The 16,905-nt window shown below is 68.2% G+C and carries 15 protein-coding genes and 1 tRNA gene; 10 read left to right on the top strand and 6 right to left on the bottom strand.

Annotated elements, in window-relative coordinates:
- Positions 1 to 274: 274 nt before the first annotated feature.
- Positions 275 to 1,165 carry a hypothetical protein gene (locus ABSF49_RS12945; protein ID WP_424113064.1) on the bottom strand — a complete coding sequence of 297 codons (891 nt, stop codon included), beginning with the start codon at positions 1,163 to 1,165 and terminating at the stop codon, positions 275 to 277.
- A gap of 56 nt (positions 1,166 to 1,221) precedes the next feature.
- Complete coding sequence (locus ABSF49_RS12940; RefSeq protein WP_424113063.1) at positions 1,222 to 1,893, bottom strand: methyltransferase family protein; 672 nt, start codon at positions 1,891 to 1,893, stop codon at positions 1,222 to 1,224.
- Positions 1,894 to 2,018: 125 nt separating this feature from the next.
- Between ABSF49_RS12940 and ABSF49_RS12935 the strand changes: the two genes are divergently transcribed.
- The 4 genes from ABSF49_RS12935 to ABSF49_RS12920 all read left to right on the top strand — a co-directional run bounded on the left by ABSF49_RS12935 (position 2,019) and on the right by ABSF49_RS12920 (position 6,402).
- The gene (locus ABSF49_RS12935; RefSeq protein WP_424113062.1) at positions 2,019 to 3,305 is read left to right on the top strand and encodes an NAD(P)/FAD-dependent oxidoreductase; all 1,287 of its coding nucleotides are present in this window, start codon (positions 2,019 to 2,021) and stop codon (positions 3,303 to 3,305) included.
- 247 nt (positions 3,306 to 3,552) lie between these two features.
- Positions 3,553 to 4,122, top strand: coding sequence for an elongation factor P (efp, locus tag ABSF49_RS12930; RefSeq protein ID WP_424113061.1), 570 nt, complete (start codon positions 3,553 to 3,555; stop codon positions 4,120 to 4,122).
- Positions 4,123 to 4,154: 32 nt separating this feature from the next.
- The gene (gene gnd, locus ABSF49_RS12925; protein ID WP_424113060.1) at positions 4,155 to 5,135 is read left to right on the top strand and encodes a phosphogluconate dehydrogenase (NAD(+)-dependent, decarboxylating); all 981 of its coding nucleotides are present in this window, start codon (positions 4,155 to 4,157) and stop codon (positions 5,133 to 5,135) included.
- A gap of 226 nt (positions 5,136 to 5,361) precedes the next feature.
- A complete protein-coding gene (locus tag ABSF49_RS12920) occupies positions 5,362 to 6,402 on the top strand; it encodes a zinc-dependent alcohol dehydrogenase family protein (protein WP_424113059.1) in 1,041 nt (346 codons plus the stop codon).
- Positions 6,403 to 6,634: 232 nt separating this feature from the next.
- On the opposite strand, the gene ABSF49_RS12915 is transcribed toward ABSF49_RS12920, so the two are convergent.
- Positions 6,635 to 7,468, bottom strand: coding sequence for a transporter substrate-binding domain-containing protein (locus tag ABSF49_RS12915; protein ID WP_424113058.1), 834 nt, complete (start codon positions 7,466 to 7,468; stop codon positions 6,635 to 6,637).
- Between the two features lie 112 nt (positions 7,469 to 7,580).
- On the opposite strand from ABSF49_RS12915, the gene ABSF49_RS12910 reads away from it, so the two are divergent.
- On the top strand, positions 7,581 to 9,542 hold the full coding sequence (locus ABSF49_RS12910; RefSeq protein WP_424113057.1) for a glycosyltransferase family 2 protein: 1,962 nt from the start codon (positions 7,581 to 7,583) through the stop codon (positions 9,540 to 9,542).
- On the opposite strand, the gene ABSF49_RS12905 is transcribed toward ABSF49_RS12910, so the two are convergent.
- The 3 genes from ABSF49_RS12905 to ABSF49_RS12895 all read right to left on the bottom strand — a co-directional run bounded on the left by ABSF49_RS12905 (position 9,506) and on the right by ABSF49_RS12895 (position 11,264).
- Positions 9,506 to 9,871 carry a porin family protein gene (locus tag ABSF49_RS12905; protein WP_424113056.1) on the bottom strand — a complete coding sequence of 122 codons (366 nt, stop codon included), beginning with the start codon at positions 9,869 to 9,871 and terminating at the stop codon, positions 9,506 to 9,508. The two genes, ABSF49_RS12910 and ABSF49_RS12905, sit on opposite strands and share 37 nt — an antisense overlap.
- Positions 9,872 to 9,951: 80 nt before the next feature.
- On the bottom strand, positions 9,952 to 10,695 hold the full coding sequence (locus tag ABSF49_RS12900) for a 16S rRNA (uracil(1498)-N(3))-methyltransferase (protein ID WP_424113055.1): 744 nt from the start codon (positions 10,693 to 10,695) through the stop codon (positions 9,952 to 9,954).
- An 83-nt stretch (positions 10,696 to 10,778) separates the two neighbouring features.
- Positions 10,779 to 11,264, bottom strand: a complete 486-nt coding sequence (locus ABSF49_RS12895; protein ID WP_424113054.1) for a GNAT family N-acetyltransferase — start codon at positions 11,262 to 11,264, stop codon at positions 10,779 to 10,781.
- Between the two features lie 151 nt (positions 11,265 to 11,415).
- Here ABSF49_RS12895 and ABSF49_RS12890 point away from each other — a divergent pair, with 151 nt between their 5' ends.
- From ABSF49_RS12890 to ABSF49_RS12870, 5 genes are all read left to right on the top strand, one after another.
- Positions 11,416 to 12,129, top strand: coding sequence for a DUF1223 domain-containing protein (locus tag ABSF49_RS12890; RefSeq protein ID WP_424113053.1), 714 nt, complete (start codon positions 11,416 to 11,418; stop codon positions 12,127 to 12,129).
- Positions 12,130 to 12,222: 93 nt separating this feature from the next.
- On the top strand, positions 12,223 to 13,761 hold the full coding sequence (locus ABSF49_RS12885; RefSeq protein ID WP_424113052.1) for a YifB family Mg chelatase-like AAA ATPase: 1,539 nt from the start codon (positions 12,223 to 12,225) through the stop codon (positions 13,759 to 13,761).
- A gap of 192 nt (positions 13,762 to 13,953) precedes the next feature.
- Positions 13,954 to 15,732: an ATP-binding protein gene (locus ABSF49_RS12880; RefSeq protein ID WP_424113051.1), complete on the top strand. Its 1,779-nt coding sequence runs from the start codon at positions 13,954 to 13,956 to the stop codon at positions 15,730 to 15,732.
- Positions 15,733 to 15,792: 60 nt separating this feature from the next.
- A complete protein-coding gene (gene olsB, locus ABSF49_RS12875; protein ID WP_424113050.1) occupies positions 15,793 to 16,683 on the top strand; it encodes a l-ornithine N(alpha)-acyltransferase in 891 nt (296 codons plus the stop codon).
- Positions 16,684 to 16,751: 68 nt separating this feature from the next.
- Positions 16,752 to 16,828, top strand: a tRNA-Arg gene (locus tag ABSF49_RS12870).
- The last annotated feature ends 77 nt before the right edge of the window (positions 16,829 to 16,905 follow it).

Below are 16,905 nucleotides of genomic sequence, written 5' to 3'. Positions count from 1 at the left end.
GAGGAAGCTTTCGGTCGCGAAATGGCTGCGGATGAGGGCGGCAAGACGCGCCCGCGCCGCCAGGCGCGGCCGCCGGTCGGCGTGGCGGGACGGGGTCCAGAAGGGCGAGGCGGAGGTCAAGGTGGGTTGAGGGGATAACGGGATTCGCCGAGGCGCGCCAGGGCGGGCGCATTGGGGTGGGGGGGCACCCCGAATTTTCGCAGGTTGTAGGGAACGGACGGGCGGCTTGAGGGAAGCGATTTGTTGAAGCGGACAATTGGATCGCCGCGTTCCCTTAAAGCTCGTCCTTCCACAGAACAGCGTCCTCGCCGAACATCTCAGCGTCAGCTAAGATGGACGCAAATTGATCAGACTTGGCGAAATCATCAATATTACTAACGACGTTATAGTCGATTTTTTCCCTTTGCGATTTCGATATAGTCGCAAATGACTTCGACACGTGCGCCGCCTTTTCAATAAATAAGTCCAACAATCCAGCCGGAATTACTACTCTATTTGGTTTCAATAAACCTTGCCGAACGTGAATTTTCGTGCCGTCCCACTCTCCATTGCCTTTTTGTATAATCCCAAAAATATTGAACCGGCCGAGCTTTGCAAATGTCATTAGTGAATTGCGGGAACCAACTATGTCGAGTGTCACCGCTCCCATCATAAAGCGGTTAAAGTTATTTGGCAGTCCCGGTACGTTCGTATTGGCAATTGTGTCGAATATCAAAATGTGCTGCTCAAAGTCACCGGGGTGAGGATCGTCATCGTTGAGAAATGCTCGCCAAGTGAATTCTGCTTTATCCATGAGGCGCATTTGTTCAGTTGTATACGATGGAGTTTTATTCTTTCCTCGCGCGAATTTAAGAACGCGCCAAGATATTGAGACGCAAAACTTCAGAAGCCAATTCCCATAGCCGATACGCTGCTTGCCCGCGTGCCAAGGGTAAAAGACTTGGTTTGCGAAAGCCGTCTCGTAGCGGTTGAAGTGACCTTCGCAATCATTACAAAGCCACGGAAACTTTAGCCCATCTTGTACGCGACGATTGGGGCTATCGGTATGCCGGAGGTGGCCCACGGACCCAGAGCGGTCGCGAAGCCAACGAAAGATGAAGGCTGGCAGGACGTGGCTTTCTCTCAACAACGCCTGCTTGCCGCAGAAAGCGCAGATGCCATCCATGAAACAGCAATAAGGCGCGCGACGCCAAAATCAAGAAAGTCGGTGGTGCCTTGGGACTACCAGATGGCCGGCGCCAGCCGGTAGCGTACGTGGTCTTGGTAGTCGCAGTAGCCGGCAAGGTTGGCAGCCAAGAACGCCTCCTCACGCATCAGCCGCCAGATGATGATGGGCACGAGCAAGGCGGCGGGAATAAGCCCCGACCAGGAGCCAAGCGCTGGCGGTATTCCGGCGATCATGACGAGGGCGCCGGCGTACATGGGATGCCGAACGATCGCATAGGGACCGGTGTCGATCACGCGCTGGCCCTCGGCGATCTCGATGGCGCCGGCGGTAAACGTATTCTCGCGGAACGTGAGGAAAACAATCAGGAAGCCGATGGCGATCATTCCGTCGGCCGCGAGCGAAACGGCGAGAGGCGCACTGGACCAACCAAAGCGGCTGTCGAATCCCGCCACGGCGAAGGTCCCCAGAAAGGCGAGCCCCGCCAGCGCCTGGACGACGTTTTGGATCGGATCGGACTCCGAACCCGGTCCCGCCTTCACGCGCCGCTCCAGCAGCGCCTTGTCGTGGAACCAAAGCCATGTAGTGATAAGCGCCGCGCTTCCGAAGAACGCCGCCAGCATCACCCACATGCGTCCGACGTGCAGTGTCCCGGCTGAACCAAGGAGCACGCTTGCGATGACCGCGAACAGGAAGACCAATCCCGCAATGGCGCGCGCCAGAAGCATATCCTCATTCTCTCGATTAGGATCGCCAAGTCCAGCGTCTGGCCGCTCGGTCGCCGGCGTTCGTTTGACGACGCCCGCCGCCAATGGCCTCGCGCGATGATTGGACGTTCATTTAAGGCATACCGATGACGGCGAGCAGCGATCGTTCGAAGCGACATCGCGTCGTCATCGTCGGCGCCGGATTTGGCGGCCTGTGGGCAGTGAAGCGCCTGAAGGGCGCAGCGGTCGACATCATCCTCATCGACCAGCGCAATCACCACCTCTTCCAGCCGCTCCTGTATCAGGTTGCGACCGCATCGCTGGCGCCTTCAGAGGTCGCGTGGCCGATCCGATCGATGCTCCACGACCGCAAGGACGTCACGACCCTGCTCGGGACGGTAGCGGGTGTCGATCCGGTCGGCCGCGCCGTGCGCCTCGCGGATGGAACCGCGATTCCCTACGACACGCTGATCCTCGCGACGGGCGCCCGCCACGGCTATTTCGGGCATGAGGAATGGGAAGCGGCAGCGCCGGGGTTGAAAACGATCGAAGACGCCATCGCAATCCGCGGCCGCATCCTAATGGCGTTCGAGGAAGCCGAGCGCGAAACCGACCCGGCGCGGCTTGCGGCGCTGCTCACCTTCGTGATCGTCGGCGGTGGTCCCACCGGCGTGGAATTGGCCGGCACGATCGCCGACCTGGCGCGCGATACGCTCCCGCGCGACTTCCGCGCGATCGATACGCGCAAGACGAGAGTGCTGCTCGTCGAAGCGGGGCCAAAAGTTCTGAACGGTTATCCGGACAGTCTCTCAGACTATGCGAAGCGCGCGCTCGAGAAGCTCGGCGTCGAGGTCAGGTTGAACGCTCCGGTCACGCAAATCGAGCGCGCGGCGGTCACCCTCGGCGGCCAACGCGTCGAAGTGCACACCGTCATCTGGGCGGCGGGCGTGCGCGCGTCGCCGGCCGCGGAATGGCTGCGTGCGCCGGCGGACCGCAACGGCCGGATCGTCGTCGAACCGGACCTCAGAATTCCCGGACGCCCGGACATCTTCGCGGTGGGAGACACCATCACCGTTCCGGGGACGAACGGGGCGCCGGTCCCCGGCATCGCGCCCGCGGCGAAGCAGGAGGGGACTTTCGTGGCCGAGACGATCCGCCGGCGGCTTTCGGGCAAGTCCGAGCGACGTTCGTTCCGGTATCGCCATGAAGGGAGCCTCGCCCAGATCGGCAAGGGCAAGGCCGTGATCGATTTCGGATGGCTTAAGCTGCGGGGTTCGATCGCCTGGTGGTTCTGGGGCGTCGTCCATATCTACTTCCTGGTCGGCGTCCGGTCTCGACTCAGCGTCGCGCTCAACTGGTTATGGATCTACACACGCAACCAGCGCGGCGCGCGGCTCATCACGCAAACGGAGGACAGGCCGACGGTCTATTGACGGTCCGCGCGCCCATCCAGGCCGGCTGAAGAGCTCACGCTTCCGCCGATTCCGCCATAGGCGCAAAAACGGCAATTCAATCTGACCTCCTGGCCGCTATTGCCTCCCGCCGCCGAAATTCGCGCCGCCGCCGCCGCTGAAGACTGGCCTTTGCCGCCAAAATCAGTATGGTCGCGCCGCATTTCGCGCCGGAGGGAGGGAAAGCCGCCTCTGCGCCTCCGCGCGCCCAGCCTTAAGGACTTAAGACGTGAGAGTGATCGCCAGCTCGATTCGCAAGGGCAACATCATCGAGCGGGACGATGGCCAGCTCTGTGTCGTCCTCTCGGCCGAAAGCTTCCACCCCGGCAAGGGCACGCCGACGACCCAGATCGACATGCGCCGCCTGTCCGACGGGGTGAAGGTCACCGACCGTTTCAAGACCACCGAGCAGGTCGAGCGCGCCTTCGTCGAGGACAAGAATTACGACTTCCTCTATTCCGACAACGACGGCTATCATTTCATGAACGCCGACACCTACGATCAGATCCAGGTGCCGGCCGACGTCATCGGCGACCAGAAGCAATGGTTGCAGGAAGGGATGAAAGTCATCCTGTCGATCTTCAACGAGATTCCGGTCGGCATCCAGTTGCCGCCGCGGGTGACGCTGGAGATCGTCGAGACCGAGCCGGCGATGAAGGGCCAGACGGCGTCTTCGTCATACAAGCCCGCTAAGCTCTCCAACGGCGCGCGCGTCATGGTGCCGCCGCACGTCAGCACCGGAACCCGCGTCGTCATCCAGACGGAAGACGGCGCCTATGTCGAGCGCGCCAAGGACTGACGCGCTCGGTCAGCGAGATCAGGAGGCCATCCATGCAACTCGGCGTCATCGGTCTGGGGCGCATGGGCGCCAACATCGTCCGCCGGCTGACGCGCGCCGGGCAAGCCTGCGTCGTCTACGACCGCGATCCGGCGCCGGGCAAGGCGCTGGCGGCCGATGGCGCGACGGCGGTCGAATCGATTGCGGCGATGGTCGGCGCGCTCGCCGCGCCGCGCACGGTCTGGATCATGCTGCCGGCGGGCGCCGCCACCGAATCGACGATCGAATTGCTGCGGCCGCTGCTCAAGCGCGGCGACTGCGTCATCGACGGCGGCAATTCGTTCTGGCGCGACGACGTGCGGCGCGGCAAGTCGCTCGCCGGCGACGGCGTCGATTATATGGACGTCGGCGTCAGCGGCGGCGTGTGGGGGCTCGAGCGCGGCTTCTGCATGATGATCGGCGGCCGGCGCGAGACCTTCGAACGGCTCGATTCCGTTTTCAAGACGCTCGCGCCCGGTCGTGGGACGATCCCGCCGACGCCCGGCCGCGAAGCGCGCGATTCCCGCGTCGAGGAAGGCTATCTCTACGCCGGACCGTGCGGCGCCGGCCATTTCGTCAAGATGGTGCACAACGGAATCGAATACGGCCTGATGCAGGCCTATGCCGAAGGCTTCGACATCCTGCGCAATGCCGACGCGCCGACCGTCGACGCGGAGCATCGTTTCACCGTCGACGTCGCCGACATCGCCGAAGTGTGGCGGCGCGGCAGCGTCGTCTCGTCGTGGCTGCTCGACCTCACTTCGATCGCGCTGGCGCGCGAGGAGAAGCTCGAATCCTTCTCCGGCTATGTCGAGGATTCGGGCGAGGGCCGCTGGACGTTGCAGGCGGCGATCGACGAGGCGGTGCCGGCCGAGGTGCTGTCCGCCGCGCTCTACGCGCGCTTCCGCTCGCGCAAGGAGCACACCTTTGCCGAGAAGATCATCTCGGCGATGCGCAAGGGCTTCGGCGGGCATGTCGAACCGAAGAAGCCGTGACGCGCCGCCCGCTTTGAGCGTTTGTCGAGCCCAGCCGCCCTCATCCTTCGACTCGCCTGCTTACGCAGGCGGCTCAGGATGAGGGCGGTGAAGAGTGCGCGAATCTGATTCCCCTCATCGTGAGGAGCGCCGCGTTAGCGGCGCGTCTCGAACGACGAGGGGAATCGGCGCGCCATTCCGATGGGATTGGTATGGCGCGATTGTTCGCGCGCCGAAGGAATCCGCGATGAAAGCCGTTCTCTATGAAGCGTTCTCGCAGCCGCCGAAGCTGGCGAACGTCCCGGACCCGACGCCCGCAGCGCATGGGGTCGTGTTGCGGGTCCAGGCGACCGGCGTTTGCCGCAGCGACTGGCATGGCTGGGTCGGGCACGACAACGACATCACGCTGCCCCATGTGCCGGGCCACGAGCTTGCCGGAATCGTCGAGGCTGTCGGCAAGGACGTGCGGAAATGGAAGCCGGGCGATCGCGTGACGGTTCCCTTCGTCTGTGGCTGCGGCGAATGCCCGCAGTGCCAGGCGGGACAGCAGCAGGTTTGCGACCATCAGTTCCAGCCCGGCTTCACCCATTGGGGGTCGTTCGCCGAATTCGTCTCGATCCATCGCGCCGATCTCAACCTCGTCGCGCTGCCCGAGAGCCTCGCGTTCGACACGGCGGCGAGCCTCGGCTGCCGGTTCGCGACCTCCTTTCGCGCCGTCGTCGACCAGGGCCGGACGAGCGCGGGGCAGTGGGTCGCGGTTCACGGCTGCGGCGGCGTCGGGCTCTCTGCGATCATGATCGCCAACGCGATCGGCGCCAATGGGATCGGCGTCGACATTTCCGACGACAAGCTCGCCTTGGCGCGCGACCTGGGCGCCGTCGCGACGATCAACGCCAATTCCGTCGCCGACGTCGCCGAAGCGGTGATCGAGGCGACGAACGGCGGCGCGCATGTGTCGATCGACGCGCTTGGGGCTCCGACGACCTGCTTCAATTCGGTCAGCTGCCTGAGGAAGCGCGGCAAGCACGTGCAGGTCGGGTTGATGCTGGGCGATCACAGCGCGCCGCGAATCCCGATGAGCAAGGTCGTCGCCAATGAGCTTGAACTGCTCGGCAGCCACGGCATGCAGGCCCACCGTTACGGCGCAATGCTGGACATGGTTCAGTCCGGCAAGCTGCGGCCGGAGCGGCTGATCGGCGAACGCATCAGCCTCGAACAATCGATCGACGCGCTGATGAATATGGACAAATTTCCCTCGGTCGGCGTCGCCGTCGTCACGCGGTTCTGAGCCGCGTCGGCGCGAGACGGCGTTTGGCGTGCTTAGCCGGCGCATATAACAGATTTACAAGGTAATATAAACTCAGGCGCGGCGATAGACTTGGCCGGCCCGCTCGAGAACGCCGGCCACGCGACGAGACGGCGGACATTTTCCTCGCAAGCCCTTGAGAGCAAACGTGCGCGCCGGAAAATGGCGCCGGCCTGGGTTGGTTCGGCAGGGGCGCGCGACGGCCCCGCCCGCCTCAGTAGAACCCGACCGGAAAGTACTTGGTGTAGATTTCGGCGTAGACGCCGCGCGCGGCGAGGCGGGCGAGCGCCCAGTCCATCGCGCGGCGCAGATCGGCGTCCTCCTTGCGCACGGCGATGCCGACGCCTTCGCCGAAGTAGCGGCTCTCGGTGTAGGGTCCGCCCTTGAAGACGCAGCAGCCGCCCGATTCCTCGCCCGCCAGCCACACCGCCAGCGTCAGCCCGTCGGCGAAGACGGCGTCGACTTCGCCCTTGCGCAGCGCTTCGTGCAGCGCGGTAAAATTGGGATAGGGCTTGCCGGTCGCGGCGGGGAAGAAAGTCGCCAGGAACGATTGATGCGCCGAGCCGGCGATGACGGCGACCGTCTTGCCGGCGAGCGTCGTCGGCGTCGCGTCGGCGAGCGGCGAGTCGTTGCGCATGACGAACCGCGCCGGCGTCTTGTAATAAGGCTGGGTGAAATCGATCCGCGCGCGCGTCGCGGCGCTGGCGGCGATCGAGGCGATCACCGCGTCGCCTTTGCCGGTTTCCAGCGAATCGACCAGCGTGTCCCAGCGGCGCGCCTGGATGGTGCAGCCGATGTGCAGCTCCTCGCAGATCGCGCGCGCAATTTCGACGTTGAAGCCGATCAGCGAGCCGTCGCCGAGGGCGAAATCGAGCGGCGGATAGTCGTCGTCGGTCAGGAAACGGATCGCGCGCAGAGCCGAAAGGTCCGGCCGCTCGAGATGCAGGTTCGGGTCCCAGAAGCTGGGCGCCGGAAGACGGTCCGCCGCCGCCGCGGCGATGCTTGCGGCCAGCGTCACGCAGAGCGTTAAATAACGCACGGCCGACATGGAGTCATCCGTCAGTTTCGGTTCATTCTCATCGATGCGAGCGTCGCGAGCGCTTTGGGGGCGGGCGCGACGTGCGCAATCGTCATGCGGCGTGCGTTAGCGAGTTGGTAGCGTGGGCGATTTGCCGATGCAAGCGGCGGCCCGGGGGCGGGGCTGGCCGCGAAGCGACCCATATAACGCTCAGTCGACCGTCGCGCGGCGCGAGCCGGCGCAGCTGTCGGCGCGCGTCGGCGGCGCGTTCGCGCCGGAGATCGCCTTCCTCGCCGCGCAAGGTTGGGCGCCGGGCGCGTTGCTGCAGGCGGAGGCGGCGGCGCGACGCTACGGCGTCTCGGCCGAGCAAGCGCTGCTCGGCGAAGGCCTGATCGGCGAAGACGACTATTATCGCGCGCTGGCGCGCCATCTGCGGCTTCCCTTCTACCGCGGCGAGATCCGGGTCGCCCAATCGGTCGAGGCCGATCCGGCGATCGCCTGCGGCGTCGCGCCGCTTGCGCCGAACCGCGCCGGCTTGCGCGTCATCGCTGCGCCGCGCGCCGCGGCGATCCGCTACCTTCTCGAGCGAGCCGAAGCGGGCGCGCTGCCCTCAGGCGTGGCGATCGCCTCGCCGCGGATGTTGAGCGACAAGGTGCGCGCCGAGGCGGGCGCGCGCATCGCCGAAACGGCGGCGGACGCTCTGGCGCGGCGCGACCCGGCGCTGTGCGCGCGTTTCGGCTTCAGCCCCCGCCAGTGCGTCGCGCTCGGCGTCTTCGCCGTCGTCGCGACATCGGCGGCGGCGGTCGCGCCGGGCGGCCTCGCCCTGGTCCTGTCGGCCACCCTGTGGTCGCTGTTCGCCGCGGCGATCGTGTTGCGCAATCTGGCGGTCGCCGCGGCGGCCGCGCCCGCGAGCGCCAGGCCGCTCGACGACGCCGACCTGCCGATCTACACGATCATCGCGCCGCTGCGCGGCGAGGAACGGATGGTCGCCAAGCTCGTGCGCAGCCTCGACGCGCTCGACTATCCGCGCAGCAAGCTCGACATCAAACTGGTCGTCGAACGCGACGACGCCCCCACGCGGGCGGCGTTCGAGTCGCTCGACCTGCCGGCGCGCTACGAGATCGTCGTCGCCCCGCCCGGCCCGCCGGCGACCAAGCCGCGCGCGCTCAACATCGCCCTGCCGGCGGCGCGCGGCGCGCTGGTCGTCGTCTATGACGCCGAGGACGAACCCGACGCCGACCAGCTCCGGCTCGCCGCGGCGCGCTTCGCCGCCGAACCCGACGTCGACTGCCTGCAGGCGGCGCTGACGATCGACAACGCCGCCGACTCGTGGATCAGCGCGATGTTCGCGGTCGAATACGCGACGCTGTTCGACCTGATCAATCCAGGTCTCGCCGCGCTCGACCTGCCGATCCCACTCGGCGGCACCTCCAACCATTTCCGCGTCGAGACGCTGCGGCGCGTCGGCGCCTGGGACGCCTGGAACGTCACCGAAGACGCCGACCTCGGCATGCGGCTCGCGTTTGCCGGCGTCCGCGTCGCCACGCTCGCGTCGTCGACGGCTGAGGAAGCGCCGGTCGTTTTCGCCAGCTGGTTCCGCCAGCGCGTGCGCTGGCAGAAGGGCTGGATGCAGACGCTGATCGTTCACAGCCGGCGGCCGCTTTGCTTCGCCGGCGCGCTGGGTCGGTGTCGCGCGCTCGCCGCGCTGGCGCTGATCGGCGGCTCGACGCTCGGCGGCTTGTGCGGGCCGCCGCTGTTCTTCGCCGCGGTCTGGCGCGCCGTCTCGGGTCAGCTCGCCGCGGCGAGCGTTTGGCAGATCACGGGCGATCTGGCGATCTATCTGCTCGCCGTCAGCGGCCTGATGACGATGGCGATCCCCGGCCTGACAGCGATGCGCCGCCGACGCATCGCCGCGCGGCCGAGCATCCTCGCCACTTTGCCGCTCTATTACGCGCTGATTTGCGTCGCGACTTGGGCGGCGCTATTCGATCTGGCGATCCGGCCGCACCATTGGGCCAAGACCGAGCATGGCCTGAGACGCATCCGGTCGGCGGGGCGGCCGATCGTTCAGGGCCCGAAGCGCGGGCGCCCGATTTCGATATAGACGCGGGCCGGCCCCATCGACGTGTCGAAACGCGAGTCGAGCGCGGCGGCGGCGCCGGTTCGCAAGGCCGGATTCGCCGGCGCCAACAGCGGCGCGTCGCGTCCGCCGCGCGAGGTGGAGAAATCCGCTCCGGCGTCGATATAGCCGCTGATGCGAATGCACGCGTCCGACCCGGCGACGCCGATAAAGCCGTCGCCATGGGAACGGCAGCGCGCGTTTGAGGGCGCGATCGGCGCGGTGGAATCGCCGGCGGGCGCCTGCGCAGCCGCCAGGCACGCCGCGAGAGAAACCGTTGCGCCCAACATCGCACGCTGAACCAGCAAGATCATGGCGCCCACCCGAATCGAGGGCGGCAAGCTGCGGCGATAACGTGGCGGCATGAAGGCGCGCCGCGCGCCTGTCCATAAGGTCAGCGCCAATCGCCGAAGCGGCTCTGAATCAACGCCAGCGCCGCCACTGCGGCCGTGTCGGCGCGCAGCACGCGCGGACCGAGACTCAAGCGCAGCGCGCGCGGCAGCCGCGCGATCGCCTGCCGCTCGCTGTCGTCGAACCCGCCTTCGGGTCCGATCAGCAGCGATACGCCGGCGTTGGCGTGTATCGCCGCCAGTCCGGCGACTGGATTGGCGAGCGGCGCGTCCTCGTCGCAGAAGATCAGCAGCCGCTCGGCCGGCCAAGCGGCGAGAACCTCTTCGAGCCGCCGCGCCGGCGACACGTCCGGCAGCCAGATGACGCCGCATTGCTCCGCCGCCTCGCGCGCGTTGGCGGCGAGGCGGGCGAGATTGACGCGGCTCGCCTGCGTGCGGCGGGTGATGACCGGTTGCAGGCGGCGCGCGCCCATCTCGACCGCCTTCTGCGCCATGTAGTCGAGCCGCGCGTGCTTCAGCGGCGCGAACAGATAGTCGACGTCGGGCGGAAATTCCTGCGGCCGGATGCGCTCGCCGATCGTCAGCGTCGCCGACTTGCGCGTCGCCGCGCCGATCGTCGCGGCGAACTCGCCGTCGCGGCCGTTGAACACGAGCACCCCTGCGCCGCGCGTCAGCCTCAGGACATTGAGGAGATAATTGGCTTCGTCGAGCGACAGCGCCGCCGTTGCGCCCTCGCTGAGGTCGCATTCGAGGCACAGGCGCGGCGTGGTGAAATCGGTGCGAGCCATTTCGCGCGCCAACTCCGGCAAAGTCGAGGCGCTGCTTAGCACAGCGAGGCGGCGCGAAAAAACGGCATTGCGCCGATCGCCTTTCAGTCGGCCGAAGCCAGACGCCGAAGCGCGTCGCCGGAGAGCCGATAGACCGTCCAGTCGGACATCGGCTCGGCGCCGAGCGAGCGGTAGAAGTCGATCGCGCCCCGGTTCCAATCGAGCACCCACCATTCGAGCCGCCCGCAGCCGCGCGCGACGGCGAGGCTTGCCAAATGCCGCAACAGCAGCTTGCCGTAACCTTGGCCCCGCTTCTCCGGACGGATGTAAAGATCCTCGAGGTAGAGGCCCGGCCGACCGAGAAAGGTCGAGTAGTTGTGGAAGAAGATGGCGAAGCCGACCCGTTCGCCCTCTTCCTCGACGAAGACGACCTCGGCGTATCTGCGCGGTCCGAACAGGCTCTCGCGCAGGCCTTGCTCCGTCGCCGCGACTTCGCGCTCGAGCTTTTCGAACTTCGCGAGGTCCCGGATGAAGCCAAGGATGTCGGCGACATCCTCGATCGCGGCCTCGACGATCCGCGCGGTGTTCATCGCCAAACGCCCTTTCGCCTGAATGCGCCGCGCTCGGCGCCTCGGCCGGGCGGACCGCTATAGCATCGCCGGCGTGGGGCGCGTAACGACGGCCCGGGCGCCGGCGAAAGGGAAGGAACGGCGTCGCGCCTGGCGACGCAAGGAGTTTCAAATGCGCGCTCTTCCCCTTTCTTCCGCCGGCGCGGCGCTGTCGCTGGCGCTCGTCGTCGCTCCGGCCAGCGCGGCCGACGCGCGTCATCCGCTGGTGATCGAGCTGTTCCAGAGCCAGGGCTGCTCGTCCTGCCCGCCCGCCAACGCCAATCTTTTCGCCTGGGCGGCGCGCGACGACGCGCTGGCGCTCAATTTCGCCGTCGATTACTGGGATTCGCTCGGCTGGAAGGACACGTTCGCCAAGCCAGCCTTCACCGCCCGCCAATGGGCCTACGCCCGGACGCTCGGTCACGGCGAAGTCTACACGCCCCAGGCGGTCGTCAACGGCCGCGCCGACGTCACCGGCGCCGACGCGGCCGAACTGCAGGCGCTGGTCCAGCGCGAGGATCGCGGCGCCGGCGGCCCCGACCTATCGATCGAAGCGGGACACGCCGTGATCGGCGCGGGCGAAGCGCCGACCGGCGGCGCCGAGGTCTGGCTCGCGCGTTACGATCCCTCGACGCGCGAGGTCGCCGTCAAACGCGGCGAGAACGCCGGCCGCCTGCTGCCCCACGCCCATGTCGTCGTCGATCTCGTCCTCATCGGCCGGTGGCGCGGCGAACCCGAGCGGTTCGACCTGCCCGCCAAGACCGATCCGCGGCTCGTCGACGCGGTGCTGGTGCAGGCGTCCGGGACCGGGCCGATCCTCGCCGCCGTCAAAGAACGCGGCAAGTGACGCTAGGACCGGCGGCGGCCTCTTGCCATCGCGCCCCCGTTCTGCATATGTTCTAGGCCTGACGGTCGCCTTCGCGGCCGGGCGAGGAGCGCCATGGTCGCGCGCGTAGCCACAGTGGCGTTCGAAGGCGTCGAGGCGCGTCCGGTCGACGTCCAGGTCCAGGTCGCCAACGGCGCCGTCGCCTTCACCATCGTCGGCCTCGGCGACAAGGCGGTGGCCGAATCGCGCGAGCGGGTGCGCGCGGCTCTGGTCGCCTCCGGCCTGGCGTTGCCGGCGCGCCGCATCACCGTCAATCTCGCTCCCGCCGACCTGCCCAAGGAGGGCAGTCACTACGATCTGCCGGTCGCGCTCGCCGTCATGGCGGCGATCGGGGCGATCCCCGCCGACGCGCTCGACGGTTACGCCGTCATCGGCGAGCTGGCGCTCGACGGCACGATCAGCCCGGTCGCCGGCGTGCTGCCGGCGGCGATCGCCGCCAACGCGCGCGGCCTCGGCCTCGTCTGTCCCGCCGCCTGCGGGCCGGAGGCGGCCTGGGCCTCGGCCGAACTCGACATTCTCGCGCCGCGCTCGCTGATCCAGCTCGCCAACCATTTCAAGGGAACGCAAATTTTGGCGCGCCCGACGCCGCGCTTACGCGCCGCGGGCGGGCCGCAGCCCGACCTCGCCGACATCAAGGGTCAGGAAAGCGCCAAACGCGCGCTCGAAGTCGCCGCCGCCGGCGGCCACAATCTGCTGATGTGCGGCGCGCCGGGAGCGGGCAAGTCGATGCTGGCGCAACGGCTGCCGTCGATTCTGCCGCCGCTGCGGCCGCGCGAGCTGCTCGAAGTGTCGATGGTCCATTCGGTCGCCGGCGAGCTCGCCGGCGGCGCCTTGACCGATCGCCGGCCGTTCCGCGCCCCGCACCATTCGGCGTCGATGGCGGCGCTGGTGGGCGGCGGCGTTCACGCGCGGCCGGGCGAGATCTCGCTCGCCCACCACGGCGTGCTGTTTCTCGACGAGCTGCCCGAGTTCAATCCGCAGGCGCTCGACAGCCTGCGCCAGCCGCTCGAATCCGGCGAAGTGGCGATCGCCCGCGCCAACCACCGCATCGTCTATCCCGCTCGCTTCCAATTGGTGGCGGCGATGAACCCGTGCCGTTGCGGCCACGCCGACGAACCCGGCTATGCCTGCCGCCGCGGCCCCAATGCGCGCTGCGTCGCCCAATATCAGGCGCGGCTGTCGGGACCCTTGCTCGACCGCTTCGATCTGACCATCGACGTGCCGGCGGTCGCCGCCGCCGATCTGCTTCAGCCGCCGCCGCGCGAAGGCTCGGCCGAAATCGCCGAGCGGGTGGCGGCGGCGCGGACGATCCAAGCCGAGCGCTACCGCGCGCTCGGGCTCGATCGCGTCGCCTGTAACGCCGCCGCGCCGGCCAACGTGGTCGAGGCGGTCGCCGCGCCGGAGGCTTCGGCGATGTCGCTGCTGCGCGACGCGGCCGAGCGCATGCGGCTGTCCGCCCGCGGCTACCACCGCGTGCTCAAGCTCGCCCGCACGCTCGCCGACCTCGACGGCGCCGACGCGGTCGGGCGCGCCCATCTCGCCGAGGCGTTGAGCTACCGCGGCCCGCAGGAACGCGCCGCCGCCGCAGCGTGACGCGGCGGCGGCGCGCTTTTGGTCGCGCCGCGACCGGTCGGGACGGCCCGAGCGGCTCGAACGCGCGCTCCGATTCCCCCGCTCCGGGCCATTTTGGCGTGAATTTCGGAGGTTCGGGCAAGGGTTTCTCAACCGCGTCCTGTCAGGGTCGGCTTGGCCGAATCCTGAAGGATCGGCGGGCCGGGAAATCCGATGATCGACGCTCTGACCAATGCCGCGCAATTCGATCTGCGCGTGCTGGCTATCGAGGCTGGTCCGCTGTTGGCGCTGACGCTGGCGCTCGCCGCGGCGATCGCCGGCGCGCGCCGGCGCGCCGAATCGCGCAGCGCGCAGGCGGAGGCGGAGACCGAGCGTCTGCGCGACGAGGTCTGGCGGCTGAAGGAGGGGGCGGCCGCGCGCGAGCGCGCCGAAGCGGCGAGCGAAGCCAAATCGCGCTTCCTGGCGACGATGAGCCACGAGATCCGCACGCCGCTCGCCGGCATCCTCGGCATGGCCGACCTGCTGCGCGACGCGCGGCTCGATCCCGAGCACGCGAGCTATGTCGAGGCGATCCGCGGATCGGGCGGCGCGCTCGCCGGCCTGATCGACGAGATCCTCGATTTCTCCAAGATCGAAGCGGGTCGGCTCGAACTCGTCAGCGAGACCTTCGACCTGAAGAAGCTGGTCGAGAGCGTCGTCGAGCTGCTGGCGCCGCAGGCGCAGGGCAAGGGGCTGGAGATTTCCGCCTCGATCGCCGCCGGCGCGCCGCGCATCGTCGTCGGCGACGGCCTGCGGCTGCGCCAGGCGCTGACCAACCTCGCCGGCAACGCGGTCAAGTTCACCGAGCGCGGCGGGGTCGGGGTCGAATTGTCGCTCGACGCCGAGAGGCGGGTGCGGTTTCAGGTCAAGGACACCGGTCCCGGCGTGCCGCCCGATCGCCGCGCCGCGATCTTCGAGGATTTCGAGCAGGGCGACGGCTCCAACGCCCGCCACTACGAGGGCACGGGGCTCGGCCTCGCCATCGCCAAGCGCATCGTCGCCCTGATGGGCGGCGAACTGACGCTGGCCGACAATCCCGGCGGCGGCTCCATCTTCGCCTTCGCGGTCGCGTTGCCGGCGACCGAGAACGCGCCGGACGAATCGGCGCCGAAGGCGCTCGCCGGTCGCCGCGCGCTGATCGTCGCCAGTTCGCCGTTCGAGGCGCCGGCGATCGCCGCCCGGCTCGTCGAAGCGGGCTTGACGGTCGTGCGCGCCGAGGGGCTCGACGACGGGCTGACCGCGCTGGCGAGCGGCGATCGCCCCGACCTCGTCATCGTCGATTGCGCGCTCGGGGTCGAATCGACCAACCGTCTCGCCCGCGCCGCGCGCGCCGCCGGCGCGCCCAAGGCGCTGGTGCTGTTCTCGCCGTTCGAACGGCGCGCCTTCGGCCCGGTCTCGCTCAGCGGCTTCGACGGCTGGCTGGTCAAGCCGGTTCGCGCTCGCTCGCTCTACGAGCGGCTCGCCAGCGAATTCGCCCCCGCCGCGGCGCCGGCCCCATCCATCGTCCCGTCCGCCCGCCGCGGCCGAGCGAGACGCGCGCTGCTCGCCGAAGACAACGACATCAACGCCCTCGTCGCGCAGAAGGCGCTGCGCCGCCTCGGCTTCGAGGTCGAACGGGCGCGCGACGGCGAAGAGGCGTCGCGTCTTGCGCTTGCCGCGTCGCGCGGCGCGACGCCGCGCTTCGACGTCGTGCTGATGGACATCAAGATGCCGGGCGTCGACGGCCTGGAGGCGGTGCGGCGCATCCGCCGCGCTGAAGCCGAGGCGAAGGCGCCGCCCGCCGCAATCGTCGCGCTGACCGCCAGCGCGACGATCGAGGACGCCGACGCGGCGACCGCGGCGGGGTTCGACGCGTTCCTCGCCAAGCCGGTCGAGGTCGGGCGGCTCGAAGCGACGATCGAAGGCGTGCTCGAGGGGCGGGGCTCGGCGCCGGCGCGCGCCCACCTGTCATAAATCCGTGCGATAAGAATGATCTGACGACGATTCGAGGGGTTCGAATCGGGGGATTGTTGGATGAGCCTGGCGACCTTGGCCGGCGCAACGCCCGGCCGGTCGGCGTTCCGTCGTCGTCAGGCGCGCGACCTGATGGGCCTGCCCAAGACGCTCGCGGCGATCGGCGAACTCGACGTCCGCCTGGCGACGACGAAGGCGGAAATCCGGCGCGCCCAGAAACTGCGCTATCGCGTATTCTTCGCCGAAGGCGGCGCCAAGGCCGACCCGACCGCGCGGCTCATCCGCCGCGACGTCTGTCGCTTCGACCGCGTCTGCGACCACCTGATCATCGTCGACAGATCCGTTCTGCGGATCGACGGCAAGCCGACCGAAGTCGGCGCCTGCCGGCTGCTGCGCGACGAGGTCGCGGCGGCGAATTTCGGCTTCTATAGCGCCGGCGAATTCGACGTCGCTTCGCTCATCGCGCGTCATCCCGGCGAAAAGCTGCTCGAACTCGGCCGCGCCTGCGTCGCGCCCGCCTACCGCTCCAACAAACGCGCGATCGAATTGATGTGGCGCGGCATCTGGGCCTATGCGCGCCATCACCGCGTCGACGCGATCTTCGGCTGCGCGAGCTTCCCCGGCGCCGAGCCGACCGCGCACGCCGCGGCGCTCAGGTTCCTGCGCGCGGCGAGCGGCGGCGATCCGCTGTGGGACGTCGACGCGGTCGAGGGCCGCGCCGCCGACCTCGGGCCGGCGCCCGACGCGCCGATCGACGCGCGCGCCGCCTTGCGCGCGCTGCCGCCGCTGATCAAAGGCTATTGGCGTCTGGGGGCGAAATTCGGACCGCAGGCGGTGGTCGACGCCGACTTCGGCGCGACCGACGTGTTCGCGGTGATGCCGGTCGCCGAGATCGAACCGCGCTATCTCGAATATTTCGCCCCGGACCGCGCCGCGTCGCTCGCCGCCTGAGCCGGTTCGGGCCGCCATTTTCAATTCGGGGAAAATCGTCTAATCAGGGGCGGCGCGTCGCCGCGCCTGCACCCGTAGCTCAGCTGGATAGAGCGCTGCCCTCCGAAGGCAGAGGCCACAGGTTCGAATCCTGTCGGGTGCGCCAAAGTCGACGCCACTCAGGACAAAACTGCGAACACTGGGGGTCAGAGCAACTTCTGATCGGCGATCGCTCGAGGTGTG

It is taken from the genome of Roseiarcus sp. (assembly GCF_049514155.1).
Classification (GTDB): Bacteria; Pseudomonadota; Alphaproteobacteria; order Rhizobiales; family Beijerinckiaceae; genus Roseiarcus.
Note: the sequence above shows the minus strand (reverse complement) of the source record. Positions and strands in the feature narration are given on the sequence as shown.